The 18,566-nt window shown below is 63.1% G+C and carries 15 protein-coding genes; 11 read left to right on the top strand and 4 right to left on the bottom strand.

Annotated features, from left to right (window positions below; genetic code table 11):
• Nucleotides 1-14 precede the first annotated feature (14 nt).
• A complete protein-coding gene (gene norR, locus LUN51_RS01840) occupies nt 15-1,550 on the bottom strand; it encodes a nitric oxide reductase transcriptional regulator NorR (protein WP_277809884.1) in 1,536 nt (511 codons plus the stop codon).
• Nucleotides 1,551-1,734: 184 nt separating this feature from the next.
• Between norR and LUN51_RS01835 the strand changes: the two genes are divergently transcribed.
• The 10 genes from LUN51_RS01835 to nirK all read left to right on the top strand — a co-directional run bounded on the left by LUN51_RS01835 (nt 1,735) and on the right by nirK (nt 12,215).
• Complete coding sequence (locus LUN51_RS01835) at nt 1,735-2,211, top strand: hemerythrin domain-containing protein (protein WP_075368153.1); 477 nt, start codon at nt 1,735-1,737, stop codon at nt 2,209-2,211.
• Entirely contained in the window at nt 2,204-4,486 is a 2,283-nt protein-coding gene (locus LUN51_RS01830) for a nitric-oxide reductase large subunit (RefSeq protein ID WP_277809883.1), read from the top strand. The genes LUN51_RS01835 and LUN51_RS01830 overlap by 8 nt, the downstream gene beginning before the upstream one ends.
• 226 nt (nt 4,487-4,712) lie before the next feature.
• Complete coding sequence (locus tag LUN51_RS01825; RefSeq protein ID WP_277809882.1) at nt 4,713-6,446, top strand: ribonucleoside triphosphate reductase; 1,734 nt, start codon at nt 4,713-4,715, stop codon at nt 6,444-6,446.
• A 29-nt stretch (nt 6,447-6,475) separates the two neighbouring features.
• Nucleotides 6,476-6,646: an anaerobic ribonucleoside-triphosphate reductase gene (gene nrdD, locus LUN51_RS01820; RefSeq protein WP_097021952.1), complete on the top strand. Its 171-nt coding sequence runs from the start codon at nt 6,476-6,478 to the stop codon at nt 6,644-6,646.
• 47 nt (nt 6,647-6,693) lie between these two features.
• Nucleotides 6,694-7,419 (top strand): anaerobic ribonucleoside-triphosphate reductase activating protein, encoded by a 726-nt coding sequence (locus tag LUN51_RS01815; RefSeq protein WP_097021953.1) that lies wholly within the window; start codon nt 6,694-6,696, stop codon nt 7,417-7,419.
• 100 nt (nt 7,420-7,519) lie between these two features.
• Complete coding sequence (ubiU, locus tag LUN51_RS01810) at nt 7,520-8,515, top strand: ubiquinone anaerobic biosynthesis protein UbiU (protein WP_097021954.1); 996 nt, start codon at nt 7,520-7,522, stop codon at nt 8,513-8,515.
• A gap of 9 nt (nt 8,516-8,524) precedes the next feature.
• Nucleotides 8,525-9,448 carry a U32 family peptidase gene (locus LUN51_RS01805; RefSeq protein ID WP_277809881.1) on the top strand — a complete coding sequence of 308 codons (924 nt, stop codon included), beginning with the start codon at nt 8,525-8,527 and terminating at the stop codon, nt 9,446-9,448.
• A gap of 95 nt (nt 9,449-9,543) precedes the next feature.
• Nucleotides 9,544-10,281 carry an anaerobic ribonucleoside-triphosphate reductase activating protein gene (locus LUN51_RS01800; RefSeq protein WP_097022241.1) on the top strand — a complete coding sequence of 246 codons (738 nt, stop codon included), beginning with the start codon at nt 9,544-9,546 and terminating at the stop codon, nt 10,279-10,281.
• Between the two features lies 1 nt (nt 10,282).
• Nucleotides 10,283-10,672, top strand: coding sequence for a SirB2 family protein (locus LUN51_RS01795; protein WP_277809880.1), 390 nt, complete (start codon nt 10,283-10,285; stop codon nt 10,670-10,672).
• 112 nt (nt 10,673-10,784) lie between these two features.
• Nucleotides 10,785-12,215, top strand: coding sequence for a copper-containing nitrite reductase (gene nirK, locus LUN51_RS01790; protein WP_277809879.1), 1,431 nt, complete (start codon nt 10,785-10,787; stop codon nt 12,213-12,215).
• 83 nt (nt 12,216-12,298) lie between these two features.
• Here the strand turns inward: nirK and LUN51_RS01785 are convergent, their stop codons facing one another.
• The 3 genes from LUN51_RS01785 to fnr form a co-directional block, all read right to left on the bottom strand.
• Entirely contained in the window at nt 12,299-12,910 is a 612-nt protein-coding gene (locus tag LUN51_RS01785; protein WP_277809878.1) for a hypothetical protein, read from the bottom strand.
• Between the two features lie 41 nt (nt 12,911-12,951).
• Nucleotides 12,952-13,629, bottom strand: a complete 678-nt coding sequence (locus tag LUN51_RS01780) for a hypothetical protein (RefSeq protein ID WP_277809877.1) — start codon at nt 13,627-13,629, stop codon at nt 12,952-12,954.
• Between the two features lie 101 nt (nt 13,630-13,730).
• A complete protein-coding gene (fnr, locus tag LUN51_RS01775) occupies nt 13,731-14,477 on the bottom strand; it encodes a fumarate/nitrate reduction transcriptional regulator Fnr (RefSeq protein WP_178999285.1) in 747 nt (248 codons plus the stop codon).
• Nucleotides 14,478-14,782: 305 nt separating this feature from the next.
• Between fnr and LUN51_RS01770 the strand changes: the two genes are divergently transcribed.
• Nucleotides 14,783-18,550: a nitrate reductase subunit alpha gene (locus tag LUN51_RS01770; RefSeq protein WP_277809876.1), complete on the top strand. Its 3,768-nt coding sequence runs from the start codon at nt 14,783-14,785 to the stop codon at nt 18,548-18,550.
• Nucleotides 18,551-18,566: the final 16 nt, after the last annotated feature.

The raw sequence follows: 18,566 nt of genomic DNA, 5'->3' as shown, positions 1-18,566 counted from the left end.
TAGCTAACGCCCGATTACTTTATCCCCAAGCGGCGCGCCAACTTATGTAGATTGCTGGCATCGACCTTGAGCAGCCGCGCCGCCGCCGACCAATTGCCGCCCGTACGCTCTAGGGCGTGACGAATGGCGTGACGCTGGCTGCGCGTCACGCTGTCGTACAGCGATTCCGCCGGGGTATCCCGGCGCGATGTCACCGCCGCCTCCGAAGCCGTCATAGTCGAGAAGGTGGAAACGGCCAGCGGCAGGTCGAGCAGCTCGGGCTCCAGCGTGACGATATCCTCGCGGCGCGCGCCCTGGCTGAGTGCCTTGATCACCGCCCGGCTGATGACGTGTTCGAGTTCGCGGACATTGCCCGGCCAGTCGTAGCCGCACAGCGCATCCTCGGCGTCGGGCGATAATCGCAGGCTGTGTACCCCCAGGCGGGCTCGATTGAGTTCGAGAAAATGGCCGGCCAATATCAGTACGTCGTTGCCCCGCTCACGCAACGGTGGAATCGGCACCGGATAAACCGAGAGCCTGTGATAGAGGTCGGCGCGAAAATGACCGGCGCGCACGCTGTCGTGCAGATTGCGGTTGGTGGCGGCGATGACGCGCACATCGACATGGCGCGGTTCGTCTTCGCCCAAGCGCTGGATCTCGCCATTTTGCAGGGTCCGCAGCAGCTTGGCCTGGATAGCGAGTGGCAATTCGCCGACCTCATCGAGAAGCAGCGTGCCGCCGTCCGCTGCTTCGAAGCGCCCCGCGCGGGCGCTGCCCGCCCCCGAGAAGGCACCCTTCACATGACCGAACAGCTCGCTCTCGGCCAACGACTCCGGCAACGCCGCACAGTTGACCTGAATCAGCGGGCGCTGCCGACGTCGAGAATGCTGGTGCAGATAGCGTGAGAATAGCTCCTTGCCGACCCCGGTCTCGCCCGTGAGCAGCACGGGCAGTTCGGAATCCGCCACCACCTCAAGCTCATCCAGTAACTGACGAATGGTGGGACCTTGCCCAATGATCTCGCCCTCCTGACGTTCACTGATGTCCTTGGCGGCATCGCTTCGCGACAGGCGCAGGCGACGCACGTCCTGCTCCAGACGCGTCAAGCGCACGACAGCCTCGACCAGCAAGGTGAAACGCTGCAGGTCACTGTGGGCACGTTCGTCGAAGGTTCCGGGGGCGAGCGCGTCCAGGGTCAATGCCCCCCACAGGTTGCCCTCGACATACAGGCTGATGCCCATGCAATCGTGCACCGGCAAGGGGGCACCGATGTGATTGTCAACCAGGCCATCGTAAGGATCGGGCAGGGTCGAATCGGGTGGAAAGGCCACCGTCTCTCGCTGGGCGAGGATCGCCGCCAGGCGTGGATGCTGAGCCACGATGAAGCGCCGCCCCAACACCTCGCGCGTCAGCCCCTCGACCGCCACCGGACATAACGCCTCGCTGTCGAGACGTAAAAGGCCTACCGCCCCGCAGCGGAAGTATTCGCGCAGCGTCTTCACCAGGCGTTGCAGGCGTACCGCACTGGGCAATTCGGCGGTGAGATCGGCAAGCACGGTTTCTTCCAGCATGGGTAGGCTCCTGAGCGCTCATAATGACATCACGGGTATTCGCCACCATGGCTTGGCCATTATTACCCCGACATCGCTGGGTCGAATTGACCTCAATCAACGTTCCTCGAGTCAAATCAACCGGTTAAAGATTGGCATGCAACCTGCAATAAAGGAGCGTCATTTACCGTTACAGGAGCACGCCATGACGCTTTCGGAGCGATCTCCCAGCGAACTGATCGATCATATCCTGGCCCGTTATCACGCCATCCATCGCCAGCAGCTGCCCGAACTCATCCGCCTGGCGCGGCGCGTCGAACAGGTCCATGACACGCATGTCCAGTGCCCCCGCGACCTGGCCGATCACCTCGAAGAGCTGCATCAGGCACTGGAAAGCCATATGCAAAAGGAAGAGAGCGTGCTGTTCCCGAGGATCAAGCGTGGCGGCGCCGCCCGTGGCCCCATTGCCGTCATGCGTTTCGAGCATGACGAACACCATGAAGCGCTGGATCAGGTGATGGTGCTGACGCGCGATCTCCAGGCGCCCGCGGACGCCTGCACGACTTGGCGTGCGCTATACGACGGTTTGCGCGAATTCCGCGAGGACCTGGTCCAACACATGCAGCTGGAAAACGACGTCCTGTTCGAACAGGCCTTGGTGCAGGAGGCTCGGCATGGCTAATTACCGCAAGCTCTGGGGCCTGCTGCTGATCGTCCTGGGCGTCACCTTCGCCTTGCTGGGCTTTTTCGGCAAGGAGGTCTACCGCCAGGCACCCCCGATCCCCGACCAAGTGGTGGCGACGAATGGCGAACTCTTGATGACCGAAGACGACATCCTCGACGGCCAGACCGCCTGGCAGTCCGTCGGCGGCATGCAGCTCGGCTCGATCTGGGGACATGGCGCCTATCAGGCCCCCGACTGGACGGCCGACTGGCTGCATCGCGAGCTGATGGCCTGGCTGGAACTGGCTGCCGAGGAGACCTATGGCGCGTCCTACGCCTCGCTGAGTCCAAGCGAGCAAAACCAGCTCGAGTTCGAACTCAAACAGGCGTATCGCACCAATACCCTGGATGCCGCCAGCGACACGGTGACCGTCTCCGAGCGACGCGCCCGGGCCATGGCCCAGACCGCCGACTACTATAGCCGCCTGTTCAGCGACGATCCCGCGCTACAGAGCACCCGCGAAAGCTACGCCATGAAGGAGGATACGCTGCCCAGTGCCGCGCGCCGCGAGCAGTTGACCCACTTCTTCTTCTGGACGGCCTGGGCGGCCGCCACCGAGCGCCCGGGAAGCGTGGCGACCTATACCAACAACTGGCCGCATGAGCCGCTGATCGACAACGTTCCCACGGCGGAAAACATCTTCTGGTCGCTGGCCAGCGTGGTGCTGCTGATTGCCGGTATCGGCCTGTTGATCTGGACCTGGGCGTTCCTGCACAAGGAGGACGAGGCCGAACCCGAGGCCCCCATCAAGGATCCTCTGACCGGCATCGCGCTGACACCATCGCAGCGGGCGCTGGGCAAATACCTGCTGCTGGTGGTCGGCCTGTTCGTCTTCCAGGTGTTCGTGGGCGGCGCCACCGCGCATTACACCATCGAAGGCCAGAGCTTCTACGGCATCGAGCTGTCCCGCTGGTTCCCCTATACGCTGCTGCGTACCTGGCATATCCAGAGCGCGCTGTTCTGGATCGCCACCGGCTTCCTCGCCGCCGGCCTGTTCCTCGCCCCGATCATCAATGGCGGCAAGGATCCGAAGTACCAGAAGCTGGGCGTGGACATCCTGTTCTGGGCGCTGGTCGTCGTGGTCGCCGGCTCCTTCATCGGCAACTACCTGGCGATCGCCCAGATCATGCCGGAAAACCTCAACTTCTGGCTGGGCCACCAGGGCTACGAGTACGTCGACCTGGGCCGCCTGTGGCAGATCGGCAAGTTCACCGGCATCGCCTTTTGGTTGGTGTTGATGCTGCGTGGCATCGTGCCCGCCCTGCGCCAGCCCGGCGACAAGCATCTGCTGGCCCTGCTGACCGCCTCGGTAGCCGCCATCGGCCTGTTCTACGGCGCCGGCTTCTTCTATGGCGAGCGCACGCATCTGTCGGTGATGGAGTACTGGCGCTGGTGGATCGTCCACCTGTGGGTGGAAGGCTTCTTCGAGGTGTTCGCGACCACCGCGCTGGCCTTCATCTTCTGCACCATGGGGCTGGTCTCCCGGCGCATCGCCACCACCGCCAGCCTGGCCTCGGCCTCGCTGTTCATGCTCGGCGGCATTCCCGGCACCTTCCATCACCTGTACTTCTCCGGCACCACGACGCCGGTCATGGCGGTCGGCGCCACCTTTAGTGCGCTGGAAGTCGTGCCGCTGGTGGTGCTCGGCTACGAAGCCTGGGAGCACTGGCGCCTCAAGCAGCGGGCCCCCTGGATGGAAAACATCAAGTGGCCGCTACTGTTCTTCGTGGGTGTGGCGTTCTGGAACATGCTTGGCGCCGGGGTTCTCGGTTTCATGATCAACCCGCCGATCGCGCTGTACTATATCCAGGGCCTCAATACCACGCCGACCCACGCCCATGCCGCCCTGTTCGGCGTCTACGGCTTTCTGGCACTGGGCTTCACCCTGCTGGTGCTGCGCTACATCAGGCCGGGCCTGGTATTCAACGACCGCTTGATGAAGGTCGGCTTCTGCTGTCTCAACGCCGGCCTGGCACTGATGCTGTTCACCAGCCTGCTGCCGGTGGGTGTGATCCAGTTCATTGCCAGCGCCAGCGAGGGCTTGTGGTACGCCCGCAGCGAAGCCTTCATGCAACAGCCACTGCTGGAGACACTGCGCTGGATCCGCACCATCGGTGACGTGGTGTTCATCATTGGCGCCCTGGCCGTGGCCTGGCAGGTCGTCTTCGCCTTGTTCGGCCGCGCACAGTCGCAGTCGATCGAGAGCGAAGCCAAGGGCAGCGTGTCGGCCTGATACTCCCCTCCTCACAGGATGGCCCCTGCGGTCATCCTTTCTTCATACGGTGTGCCGGTTTCCCCCCCGGTCGACCTGACCCCGGCAGCCCCGTTCAAGCGGGTATCACCACCGATTGTCCTTTTCCTGATCTGCATCATGTCTTTTCAACTCTGGGGCGCCTACGCTTGGAAGCACATCATGTAGTGCATTTTAAAAATCTCAATACCATATATGGGAGTAAGCGGTGACAAGTCCCTCCGTGCAGCGCCATCACACCATCGACGTCGCCTCGACCGTCAACGAATACCTGCAACGCGCCGATTGGCGCATCAATGCCAACGCCAATCAGGGCTACTCCCTGGGAGGGCTGATCCTCAACGCCTCGGGCAAGCTGATCGCCAACTACTGGCTCAACGAGATCTATCCTGCTGCGGTGGGTGCAGCGCACCGCCAGGGCGACCTGCACATCCACGATCTGGATATGCTCAGCGGCTACTGTGCCGGCTGGTCACTGCGCACCCTGCTTGCCGAGGGTTTCAAGGGCGTGCCGGGACGGGCCGAAAGCGCACCGCCCAAGCATCTATCCAGCGCCCTGGGCCAAATGGTCAACTTCCTCGGCACCCTGCAGAACGAGTGGGCCGGCGCCCAGGCGTTCAGCTCCTTCGATACCTACCTGGCACCCTTCGTACGCGAGGACCGGCTCGACTATCCAGCGGTGAAACAAGCGGTGCAGGAGTTCATCTACAACCTTAACGTGCCGTCGCGCTGGGGCAGCCAGACACCCTTCACCAACCTCACCTTCGACTGGATCTGCCCGCAGGACCTGCGCGATCAGGTTCCGGTCATCGGCGGCGAAGAGCAGCCCTTCACCTACGGCGAGCTACAGGCCGAGATGGATCTGCTCAACCGCGCCTACCTGGAAGTGATGGAGGAGGGCGACTGCCGCGGCCGGGTCTTCACCTTCCCGATCCCCACCTACAACATCACCGCGGATTTCGACTGGGAGAGCGACAACGCCGAGCGGCTCTTCGCGCTGACCGCCAAGTACGGCCTTCCCTACTTCCAGAACTTACTCAACTCTGACCTGGAGCCGCACATGGTGCGCTCCATGTGCTGCCGGCTGCAGCTCGACCTCAGCGAACTGCTCAAACGCGGTAACGGCCTGTTCGGCAGCGCCGAGCAGACCGGCTCGCTGGGCGTGGTGACGATCAACTGCGCGCGCCTGGGGCACCGCTTCGCCGATGACAAGGCGGGGCTCCTCAAAGAGCTGGACCGGCTGCTGGAACTGGGCCGCGACAGCCTGGAGATCAAGCGCGAGTGCATCCAGCGGTGGATGGACGACGGCCTATACCCCTACAGCCAGCGCTACCTGGGCACGCTGCGCAACCACTTCTCGACGCTGGGTGTGAACGGCCTCAACGAGATGGTGCGCAACTTCAGTGCCGACCGCTTCGATATCGCCGCCCCGGAAGGTCAGCAACTGGCCCTGGAACTGCTGGATCACGTCCGCGAGCGGATGCGCGAGTTCCAGGAAAGCACCGGCCACCTCTACAACCTGGAGGCGACCCCGGCCGAGGGCACTACCCATCGTTTCGCCAGGGAAGACCGGAAACGCTTTTCCGGCATTCTCCAGGCCGGTACGCCAGAGGCCCCCTACTACACCAACTCCAGCCAGCTGCCGGTGGGGTTCACCGACGACCCCTTCGAGGCGCTGCTCCACCAGGATCCGCTGCAAACCCGCTATACCGGCGGCACCGTGCTGCATCTCTACATGCGCGAGAAACTTTCCTCGGCACGGGCCTGCAAGCAACTGGTGCACACCGCCCTATCACGCTTCCGGCTGCCTTACCTCACCGTGACACCGACCTTCTCGATCTGTCCGGTACACGGCTATCTGGCCGGTGAACACGAGTTCTGCCCGACGTGCGACGACGCGCTTCTGGCAAGACGCGCCTCCCAGGCCGCGACCCCGGCCTGAGGCACCCTCAACCTGAGAAGGAGCATTGCATGAACCACTCCGACCACTCCATCGAGAACCTGCCTACCGAACAGCGCCAGCGCTGCGAGGTCTGGACTCGCGTGATGGGATACCATCGCCCGGTCAGCCAGTTCAACCGCGGCAAGCAGTCCGAACACCGCGAGCGTCGCCACTTCAGCGAGCGCGCCGCCTCCTTCTGAACCCACCACGATGCCGGGCGTCCACAGGCGCCCGGCCGGGATAGGCCATGACCGACACCGATACTCACCGGCTACGGCTGCCCGTGGCCGGCCTCACGCCCATGACCACCCTGGACTACCCCGACCACCTGTCCTGTGTGATCTTTCTGCAGGGCTGCCCGCTGCGTTGTGGCTACTGCCACAACCCGCAGATGCTCGAACCGCGCAAGGCCACCCCCGAGGAGTGGGCCAAGATCGAGGCGTTTCTCGAACGCCGCCAGGGCCTGCTGGAAGCCGTCGTGTTCAGCGGTGGCGAGCCCACGCTGCATGCCGGCCTTCCCGCAGCCGCCGAGCGGGCCCGCACCCTGGGCTTCAAGGTGGGGCTGCATACCGCCGGGGTCTATCCACGGCGCTTGCAGGCACTGTTGCCCTGGCTCGACTGGGTGGGACTGGACGTCAAGGGAGCCGACGCCGATTTCGACCGCATCGTCGGTCGCCCCGGCATGGCTGCCGCCCATGAGCGCAGCCTGGCATTGCTGCTGGAGAGCGGCATTCCCTTCGAGTGCCGCACCACGGTGCATTGGCGCGATTTCGACCTGGCGAGCCTGCAGCGGCTGGCGCTCGATCTCGCCGAACGCGGCGTCGCTCGCTATGCCATCCAGTTGGCGCGCACGGGGCAGTGCCTGGACCCCAGCTATGCCACCCCACCGCCACGACGCCCTGACGGCGAGGCCCTGGAATCGCTACTCACGACGCTACGCCCCACCTTCGAAAGGCTCGAACTGCGCGACTGAGCCATCATTCACGAACCACACTTCGCCATGACCAGAATCAACAGTCGACGTCGAATACTCGACTAAAATGGTCGGGCTTTGAAACCACGAGGAGAGCGACATGGAACTCGTCTGCCCGGCTGGCAACCTGCCCGCCCTGAAACGGGCCGTGGACGAAGGCGCCGATGCCGTCTATTTCGGCTTCCAGAACGCCACCAACGCCCGACAGTTCGCCGGCCTCAACTTCACCGACAAGCGCGCTCGCGAGGGTATCGACTACGCTCATGCCCGTAGTACGCGGGTGTTCTGCGCCATCAACACTTATCCGCAGCCCGACGGCTGGGTGCAGTGGACCCGCGCCGTGGATCAGGCCGCCGAACTCGGCGTCGACGCGCTGATCCTGGCCGACATGGGGCTACTCGACTACGCTGCCCGGCGCCATCCCGACATGGCCCGCCACCTCTCGGTACAGGGCTCGGCCACCAGCCATGAGGCGCTACGCTTCTATCACGACCAGTTCGGCATCACACGCGCCGTGCTGCCACGGGTACTCTCCATCACCCAAGTGCGCGACCTGGCCAGGCAGAGCCCGGTGGAGCTCGAGGTATTCGCCTTCGGCAGCCTGTGCATCATGGCCGAGGGGCGCTGCTATCTCTCCTCCTACCTCACCGGGGAATCGCCCAACACCCGCGGGGTCTGCTCGCCGGCGGCCCATGTGCGCTGGGAGGAAACCACCGAGGGGCTCGAGTCGCGCTTGAACGGCGTGCTGATCGACCGCTACGGCGAGGGTGAGCGGGCCGGTTACCCCACCCTGTGCAAGGGGCGCTTCGAGGTGGGCGGCGAGACCTACCATGCCATCGAAGAGCCCACCAGCCTCAACACTCTGGAACTGTTGCCGGAGCTTGCCGAGCTGGGCATCAGTGCGGTGAAGATCGAGGGGCGCCAACGCAGCCCCGCCTACGTTTCGAAGGTCGCCGATATCTGGCGTCAGGCGCTCGACCGCCTCGAACGCACCCCCGAGCGCTTCCATCCCGATCCCGCCTGGGTAGCCGGTCTCGGCGAAGTCTCCGAGGGCGCGACCACCACCCTGGGCGCCTACGAACGCAGTTGGAAATAGGAGAGAGTCATGTCCATCCCCGAGACGCTGCAATTGTCGCTGGGCCCGGTGCTCTTCTACTGGACCCTCGAGCGCTACGCCAACTTCTATCGCGAGGCCGCCGACTGGCCGGTAGAGATCGTCTACCTGGGCGAGTCGGTCTGCTCGCGTCGTCGCGACATGAAGCTCGACGACTGGTTAGGGCTAGGCCGCGAACTGACCCAGAGCGGCAAGCAGGTAGTGCTGTCGAGCCAGACGCTGATCGAATCCGAGGCCGATCTGCGCGACCTGCGCAAGCTGTGCGACAACGGCGAGTTCATCATCGAGGCCAACGACCAGAGCGCCCTGCATCACCTATCCGCCGCCCGTGCGCCCTTCATCGCCGGGGCTGCGCTCAACCTCTACAACCCGGCAACGATCGGCGTCATGGCCCGCGCCGGCATGCAGCGCTGGCACGCCCCGGTGGAGATGTCGCGCGACGACCTGGCCCGCCTGCTCGCCGACTGCCGTGCCGAGGGACTCGACCAGCCCTGCGAAGTGTTCGCCTACGGCCACCTGCCGTTGGCCTGGTCGTCGCGCTGCTTCACCGCCCGGCGCTACCGGAAGCCCAAGGACCGCTGCCAGTTCGTGTGCCAGAAGCATCCCGAAGGGCTACCGCTGCGCTCTCAGGAGTCGAAGGAGGTCTTCACGCTGAACGGCATCCAAACCCTTTCCGGAGCCTGCCAGGATCTGCGCCACGAGGTAGGCGACATGGCCGATATGGGCGTCGGCGTGGCACACCTGAGCCCCCGCGCCGAAGGCATGGCCAAGGTAGTCGCCGCTTTCGACGCCGCGCGACGGGGCGAGCAACCCACGCCCGACCCATTGGCTCTGGTCGATGCCGATATCTGCGACGGCTTCTGGCACGGCCGTCCCGGCATGGACAACAGCCACCAGAAGGCGGCTCTCAGCTGATATATCGAGGACTCCGAGTCCCCAGGGTTCATCCTTCTCCCTCGAAGTCGCCCCCGTCTCCGACCACAAGAGCCATGACACATATGGAAAACCCCATGTTTATCAATGTCTCTTCCGCCTCCCTGCCGATCGTTGGCCTGGTACCACTGACGACACAGGAATTTCCCAAGCGTCGAGCCTGTGCGATATTCCTGCGGGACGGCTCGCCAAGGTGTGGGTATTGCCACAACGTGCGAATGACGCCACACCAGCGCAACAAGCCATATGAATGGCGAGACGTATGCGCTTTGCTCGATCGTCGGCATGGCCTGTTGGATGGGGTGGTGATCGGTGGTGGCGAACCGACGCTTCACCACGAACTACCTACGGCGCTACACGACATCAAGTCTCGCGATTTCGACACCGGGTTGCACACGACAGGCCTCTACCCGAAGCGCCTGTCCAAGGCGCTTCCCTGGCTGGATTGGGTAAGACTCGACATCAGAGGCTGGAGCATGAAGGCCGGCCACACCCGCGAAAAGAAAGGTATATGGCACCGCAATATGCAGAGTCTGGCACTGTTGCTGGATAGCAGGATCGAGCTGGAGTGCCGCACGTCCCTACACTGGCGTACCTTTTCGCTGCGCGACCTGGAGAGGCTGGCCATGTCACTGGCCGATTGCGGTGTACGCCATTATGTTCTTCAAAAGTGCCTCAATCCGAACCAGGCACGGCCTCCGGCTGGCGCCCCCTCGGACCATGCCTTGGATCTGCTGGTCTCGCGACTCGCGTCGTATTTCGAGTCCGTCGCGATTGAGCGTCCGCCACCGCCACTCCTTCGTACTGAGAATTAGTATGGACTATTCCCTGATCAAGCAGATCCACATCACCGCCGCCGCTCTCAGTCTGGCGCTATTCAGCCTGCGCGCCTGGTGGTCGGTAAGGGAGTCGCCGCGACGTCGGCAGCGCTGGGTGAAGGTGTTGCCGCATCTAATCGATACGGTACTGCTGGCGGCGGGTATCACACTGATGGCCATGTCGAAAGCCTGGCCTACCCAGCACCCGTGGCTGGCGGCCAAGCTGGTCGGCCTGGTGGCCTACATCATCATTGGCACCCTGGCCATCAAGCGCGGCAGGACGCCGACTATCCGCGCCGCGGCGGCACTCGTCGCGATCGCCATCTTCATGTATATCGTCGGGGTAGCCATCAATCACCATCCGCTTTCCTGGCTACGCTCTGTCTGAAAATCGGCGAACCCGAAGTCGAGCTTCCTTGAGTCGAATCAATCATGGAGCCCCCTTGGAGTGTTATTTTTCGGGCATATTTCAAGTTCGTCTCAGCAAGGATAAGACCTTGATGAATGCAGCCCCTCGCCAGTCGATCGCTTGCATACTTTTCTTCCTGATCGGACTGGTGTTCGATACGAGCCTCGCGGCGCAAGAAAGTCGCGACGTTTCCAGCGATGCGGCACCGGACGTAAGCTACACATTGCGCACGGCTATCGTCGACGACCACTGGGCCTTCGTCGGCGAAAGCGGTGCTATCAAGGGGCAGGTCAATCCCGATCTCAACGCTCCCGAGGGCGCTATCGTCCAGATCGAGCTGATCAACGGGGATGGCGCAATTCACGATATCGTGGTGTCCGAATTCAATGTCGATTCGGAGCGTATCGGTACCCAAGGGGCGACAACCACGATCGTCTTCAAAGCCGACCACAGCGGGACATTCGAGTATCACTGCTCCCTGCCCGGTCACAAGTCTATGGGCATGACCGGCCGGTTCATCGTTGATCCCAAACAGGAAGAAAGAGAACGGAAAGAGACAGAACAGAAAGGGGCCAAACAGGAAGGGCCTGGCGGCGATACGGCCACCATTTCACAGTCCCCTACTGCAGTGGGCCGGCCTGTCGGCACGCGCGCCCCCCGGCATGTCACACTGAATCTGGAAGCCAGCGAGGCCACCGGCCACCTTGCGGATGACTCAAGCTACACATACTGGACCTTCAATCGCAAGGTACCCGGTCCCTTTCTGCGTGTTCGGGTGGGCGACACAGTCACCGTCAATCTGACCAATGACGCAAGCAGCCATCATATCCACTCGATAGACCTGCATGCCGCTACCGGCCCCGGTGGCGGCGGCAAGGTTACACAAGTCGCTCCGGGGCAATCCAGGCGTTTTACCTTCAAGCCCCTGAAGCCGGGGCTTTATGTCTATCACTGCGCGACGCCGATGGTAGCTCAGCATATCGCCAACGGCATGTACGGCATGATCCTGGTCGAGCCCGAAGGAGGTCTGACGCCGGTAGACAGAGAGTTCTATGTGATGCAGGGCGAAATCTATACCCGAGAGCCGCACGGTAGCTCAGGTCTTCAAGCATTTTCGCTCGACAAACTACTCGCCGAAAGACCCGACTATTTCACGTTCAACGGCGCGGTTGGCGCATTAACCGGCATCCACAAGATGGAAGCCAGAGTCGGCGAAACCGTGCGTATCTTCTTCGGCGTCGGCGGCCCCAACAAAACGTCCAGTTTTCATATCATCGGTGAGACCTTCGACAAGGTTTACAACCTAGGATCGTTGACCAGTCCTCCGCTGACCGATGTGCAGACCATCTCAGTCCCCCCAGGCAGCACCGCCATGGTCGAGTTCAAGGTCGATTATCCAGGTAAATATACGTTGGTGGACCACGCCCTGGCCCGTGTCGAGAAAGGCCTCGTAGGCTTCCTGACGGTACATGGCGATAGCAACAGCGACATTTTTCAGGCCCCGCGCGCCCCCGAGCATTGATAACTCATCGTCAACCGCCGTCCCCTTCAAGACAACGGCGCCCTCCGCACGATGTCAACGTGGCAGCGCCGATCAAACCATCTTCAAACCATCTGCAAGTACCGCGGTTTCGATTCGCTGAAGGCGCCGTCGAAGACCATGGCGAGACGGTTCGGCAGTAACCGTCCCGGTGGCGTCAGTGCAATACGATCACGTCGGATGTCGACCAGACCATCGCCGGCCATCTCCTGCAGGGCCAGCAGCTCGGGGGCGAAATAGTTGCGAAACACGATGCGATGGCGTTTCTCGATAGCCGTATAAGGGACGTCGCCGCTTCCCATGAGGCGTTGGATGACATCGCGCCTCACTCTGTCATCGGCGTTCAGCTCATAGCCCCGGCAGATGGCCAACTCGCCGGCGTCTAGGCGGGCATAATAGTCCGGTAATTTTCGTCCATTCTGGTAGTACCCATCGGCGACATGGCTGATCGCACCAACACCGAACCCGATACAGTCGGCATCGCCGTGGAGGTGATAGTCCTCGAGGCAGCGCTGCGACCACCCACGGCGTTGCGCTGCTACCAACGTATCGCTGGAAAGGACAAGCCGCCCCATGCCTGTATGTACGTAGCCCTCCGCCACCAGGCGTTCTATACCTTGTACAAGGAGGGCCAAGGTCTCGCTACGCTCGGGCGTGCCGCCCTGATCGCCCGGCACTGAACCGCCAGAGCCCCTTGGCCAGTCAGCTGTGCCGTGACCTACATCGCGAGACAGGGTAATAGCTCGGGACGTAGGCATACCAAGCGTTCGAGCAGCGCCGAGAAACCAGCGGGCGTCCGTCCAGGCAGCCGCAGCGCCAACTCGAGAGTGGGCGGGTGAAGATAAGCTTGGCGAGACGCGGCCTGGATCTCGACCAGGCGCTCTATCGCCGCGGCCCCGGCATCCCGTATATCGATGTTGAACCGGTTGAAGCCAAGGGCAATCAAATCGGCCAAGCGTTGCGGCGACAGACGGTTCGGCCCGGTGCGCAGCGAAAAGTCCCTGTCGCGGCTGCGCTTCAGCCCGAAATGGCGACGCAACTCGGTCATCAGGCCGGCCAACTGGTCATCGCCAAGGCACCCCGCGCCATTCCCGGTCAGAACAAGTTGCTCGATGCAGCGGTCGACATCAAACAGGCTCCCCTGAAGCGCTATTTCATGCTTGAGGTAAGATAGATAGCGAGCCGCCCCATTGACCTCGTGGCCCAACCTGGCGGGCACATGCACATGAGCCGTCAATGGTTTGGGGATGGGGTCTTCGTTACTGCCATGCGCCGCCAGCCGGTAGTCGTCTGCTGTGAGCTTTGCAGGAAAGCGGACCAGGCTGGGAAAGATCCCATAATCCGGAGCCGGACGATCATGCTTACCGAGAAGAACAGGATTGAGGAAGCGGGTCATTTCGATTACCAGAGCGAGTATATCCAGACTCACTCTAGCGCCCGCTGCGGACGGCCAGGTTGACTGAAGTCACGCCGCCATGAGATGCATCGCGCTCCCGCTCAGGTCCGCGCCGTCTGTGAACCTTCTGCGCCGAATGCCAGTGCCTTCATCGCGCCGCTATCGACGATCTCGATCTCCTTTCCGGCGATGCTGACCAGGCCCTGCTCCTCCAGGCGGCGGAAGGTGCGGCTCATGGTCTCGGGCACCAGGCCCAGGTAGTTGCCCAGGTCGAGGCGCGACATCGGCAAGCGAAAGCGCAACGCCGAGAGGCCACGATCGGCGAAGCGCTCCGAGAACTTGATCAGCACGACGGCCAGGCGCTGTTCAGCGGAACGACGCGACAGTAGATGATTGGTGCTCTGCTCGGCGAGCAGTTCGCGGCTCATGATGCGCATCAGCCGATGCTGCAGGGCCGGCGTGCGTTCGCTCAGGGTTTCCAGTTCGGCGTAAGGAATCTCGCAAATACTGGCCGTTTCCAGGGCGATCGCGCTCGACGGGTGATCCCGCGAGACGATGGCATCGAGGCCAATGACTTCGCCCGGCAGGTGAAATCCCGAGATATGTTCGTCGCCATTGGCCATCAGGGTCGACGTCTTCACGGCCCCGGTGCGCACCGCATAGATCGAGTTGAAACGCTGCCCGGCCTGGAATAGATAGCCCCCCCGGGATACCGGCTTGCGACGCTGCACGATCCCTTCCAGCTTCCCGATGTCTTCCTTCGGCAGATTGTCGGGCAGGCACAGCGTGCGCAGACGACAGTTGTGGCAGCTATCGCGCGATTCGCTCAGCGTGGCAATGCGGGTCATGGCGTATTTCTCCTTCCTGCGGGGGTTACGCAACATCATGAGCACGATGTTACCCAACCCCCGCTTAGCCCCCGATAACCCTTTAGAGGTAGTCCGGGTGATATTGCGAGGTAAGCGAAGGAGTTCGCTACCCAACTTGACTGAAATCAAAATCGACCCGACGTAGGTTCCTTATGGTGGGTTCAGTTCATGCATGGGAGGTTCGCCATGGCAAGCCTGCTGGCGCAGCCATACCTCATTGGCCCCGGCGATATGACCGAGACGACTCCCTGACTCCTGACCGGACTCCATAGAGGCAAGATATAATGAGCCATTTCCTCGACCGACTGCAGTATCTGGGCAAGCCCCGAGAGGCATTTGCCAATGGCCATGGCGAGACCCGTGACGAAACCCGCGACTGGGAAGACGGTTATCGCGCCCGCTGGCAGCACGACAAGATCGTGCGCTCCACCCACGGGGTGAACTGTACCGGCTCGTGCAGCTGGAAGATCTACGTCAAGAATGGCCTGGTCACCTGGGAAACCCAGCAGACCGACTATCCGCGCACCCGTCCCGACCTGCCCAACCACGAACCGCGCGGCTGTCCGCGCGGGGCCAGCTACTCCTGGTATATCTACAGCGCCAACCGTCTCAAGTACCCGCTGGTGCGCAAGCGCCTGATCAAGCTGTGGCGCGAGGCGCTGGCCCAGCACGTCGATCCGGTGCTGGCCTGGGCCTCCATCGTCGGGAACCCCGAGAAGACCGCGCAGTACAAGAAGGTTCGCGGTATGGGCGGCTTCGTGCGCGCCGACTGGGACGAGCTGGAAACCCTGATCGCGGCGTCCAACGTCTACACCGCCAAGCAGTACGGCCCCGACCGCATCATCGGCTTCTCACCGATCCCGGCGATGTCGATGGTCTCCTATGCCGCCGGCGCACGTTACCTGTCGCTGATCGGCGGGGTGTGCCTGTCGTTCTACGACTGGTACTGCGATTTGCCGCCGGCCTCGCCGCAGACCTGGGGCGAGCAGACCGACGTGCCCGAGTCCGCCGACTGGTACAACTCCAGCTACATCATCGCCTGGGGCTCCAACGTCCCGCAGACGCGCACACCCGACGCCCACTTCTTCACCGAGGTGCGCTACAAGGGCACCAAGACCGTGGCCATTACCCCGGACTACGCCGAGGTCGCCAAGCTGTGCGACGAGTGGCTGAGCCCCAAGCAGGGCACCGACGCGGCACTGGCGATGGCCATGGGCCACGTGATCCTCAAGGAATTCCACCTCGCCAAGCCCAGCGCCTATTTCACCGACTACGTGCGTCGCTATACCGACATGCCGTTCCTGGTCGAGCTGGAGGCCCGTGAGGATGGCAGCTTTGCGCCCGGCAAGCAGCTGCGCGCCAGCGACTTCGACGCCAACCTGGGCCAGGACAACAACCCGGATTGGAAGACCGTGGCCTGGGACGAGACCGGCAATCGCCTGGTGGTACCGCGCGGCTCCATCGGCTTCCGCTGGGGTGAAAAGGAAGGCGGCAAGGGTCGCTGGAACCTCGAGCCGCTCGACGCCGAGGGCAATGAGGTCTCCCTGCAGCTGTCGCTGGACGAGAGCCACGACAGCGTCGCCAGGGTCGGTTTCCCCTACTTCGGCGGCATTGCCCACGAACATTTCGATCATGTCGCTGGCAACGACGTGCTCTATCACAACCTGCCGGCCAAGCGCCTGACCCTGGCCGACGGTCGCGAGGTGCTGGCGGTGACCGTGTTCGATCTGATGGTCGCCAACTACGGTATCGACCGCGGCCTGGGCACCGAGGGCGAGGACGACGGCGCCACCGCCTACGACCAGGTGCGTCCGTACACCCCCGCCTGGCAGGAGCGGATAACCGGCGTGCCCGCCGCCCAGGCCATCCGCCTTGCGCGCGAATTCGCCGATACCGCCGACAAGACCCGGGGGCGCAGCATGATCATCGTTGGTGCCGGTATGAACCACTGGTACCACATGGACATGAACTACCGCGGCCTGATCAACATGCTGATCCTGTGCGGCTGTATCGGCCAGAGCGGCGGCGGCTGGGCGCACTACGTGGGCCAAGAGAAGCTGCGCCCGCAGACCGGCTGGACTCCGCTGGCCTTCGGCCTCGACTGGCAGCGTCCGCCGCGCCACATGAACGGCACCTCGTTCTTCTACAATCACTCCAGCCAGTGGCGCTACGAGAAGCTCGAAATAAGCGAGCTGCTCTCGCCCATGGCGCGTCGCGAGGACTTCACGGGAAGCCTGGTCGATTTCAACGTGCGCGCCGAGCGCATGGGCTGGCTGCCCTCCGCGCCGCAGCTCGACACCAACCCGCTGCAGCTCGCCGAGGCCGCCCGCGTCGCCGGCCTCGAGCCGGCCGATTATGTGGTTGCCCAGCTCAAGAGCGGCAACCTGCGCTTCGCCGCCGAGGACCCGGACAGCCCACAGAACTTCCCGCGCAACATGTTCGTGTGGCGCTCCAACCTCCTCGGCTCCTCCGGCAAGGGCCACGAGTACATGCTCAAGTACCTGCTGGGCACCAAGCATGGCCTGCAGGGCAAGGATCTGGGCGACACGGACGGTACGCTGCCCGAGGAAGTCACTTGGCACGATGATGCCCCGGAGGGCAAGGTCGACCTGCTGGTGACCCTGGACTTCCGCATGTCCACCACCTGCCTGTACTCTGACGTGGTATTGCCGACGGCGACCTGGTACGAGAAAGATGACCTCAACACCTCGGACATGCACCCGTTCATCCACCCGCTGACCGCCGCCACCGACCCTGCCTGGGAAGCGCGCAGCGACTGGGACATCTACAAGGGCATCGCCAAGGCCTTCTCCAAGGCCTGCGAGGGCCACCTGGGCCAAGAGACCGATATCGTCACCCTGCCCATGCAGCACGACTCCCCGGCCGAGCTGGCCCAGGCCGAAGTCAAGGACTGGAAGAAAGGCGAGTGCGAGCCGATTCCCGGCAAGACCCTGCCGCACCTGATCGCGGTGCAGCGTGACTATCCGGCGACCTATGAGCGCTTCACCTCGGTGGGTCCGCTGCTCGACACCCTGGGCAACGGCGGCAAGGGCATCAGTTGGCAGACCCAGCCCGAGGTCGAGTTGCTCGGCAAGCTCAACCAGCGCAAGACCGAGGGTCCGGCCGCAGGCCGTCCGAACATCGAGACGGCCATCGATGCCGCCGAGATGATTCTGACGCTGGCCCCCGAGACCAACGGCAACGTGGCGGTCAAGGCCTGGAATGAGCTGTCCAAGATCACCGGCCGCGAGCACGCCCACCTGGCGCTGCCCAAGCACGAGGAGAAGATCCGCTTCCGCGACATCGTCGCTCAGCCGCGCAAGATTATCTCCAGTCCCACCTGGTCGGGCCTCGAGGACGAGCACGTGTCGTACAACGCGGGCTACACTAACGTCCACGAGTTGATTCCGTGGCGTACCGTGACCGGCCGCCAGCAGTTCTATCAGGACCACCCTTGGATGCGTGCCTTCGGCGAGAGCCTGCTGGTCTACCGCCCGCCGATCAACACCAAGGCGATGACCGGCATCACGGAGCACAAGAGCAACGGCAACCCGGAGATCGCGCTGAACTGGATCACCCCGCACCAAAAGTGGGGCATTCACTCCACCTACAGCGATAACCTGTTGATGCTGACGCTGTCGCGCGGTGGCCCCATCGTCTGGCTGTCCGAGGACGATGCACGTGCCATCGGCGTGGAGGACAACGACTGGATCGAGCTGTACAACGCCAACGGCGCGATAGCCGCCCGGGCGGTGGTCAGCCAACGGGTCAAGAACGGCATGGCGATGATGTACCACGCCCAGGAGCGCATCGTGAACGTGCCCGGATCGGAAGTGACCGGCACCCGTGGCGGTATCCACAACTCGGTGACCCGCGTCTGCCCCAAACCAACCCACATGATCGGCGGCTACGCCCAGTTGTCCTACAGCTTCAACTACTACGGGACCGTGGGCTCCAACCGTGACGAGTTCGTCATCGTGCGCAAGATGCACCACATCGACTGGCTGGACGACGAAGGCAACGACAGCGTGCAGGCCAAAGTGGAAGGCTGAAGCCAGCGACTCACCT

It is taken from the genome of Chromohalobacter canadensis (assembly GCF_029544075.1).
Classification (GTDB): Bacteria; Pseudomonadota; Gammaproteobacteria; order Pseudomonadales; family Halomonadaceae; genus Chromohalobacter; species Chromohalobacter canadensis_A.
The sequence above is the reverse complement of the archived record's forward strand: the minus strand, read 5'-3'. Positions and strand labels throughout refer to the sequence as shown.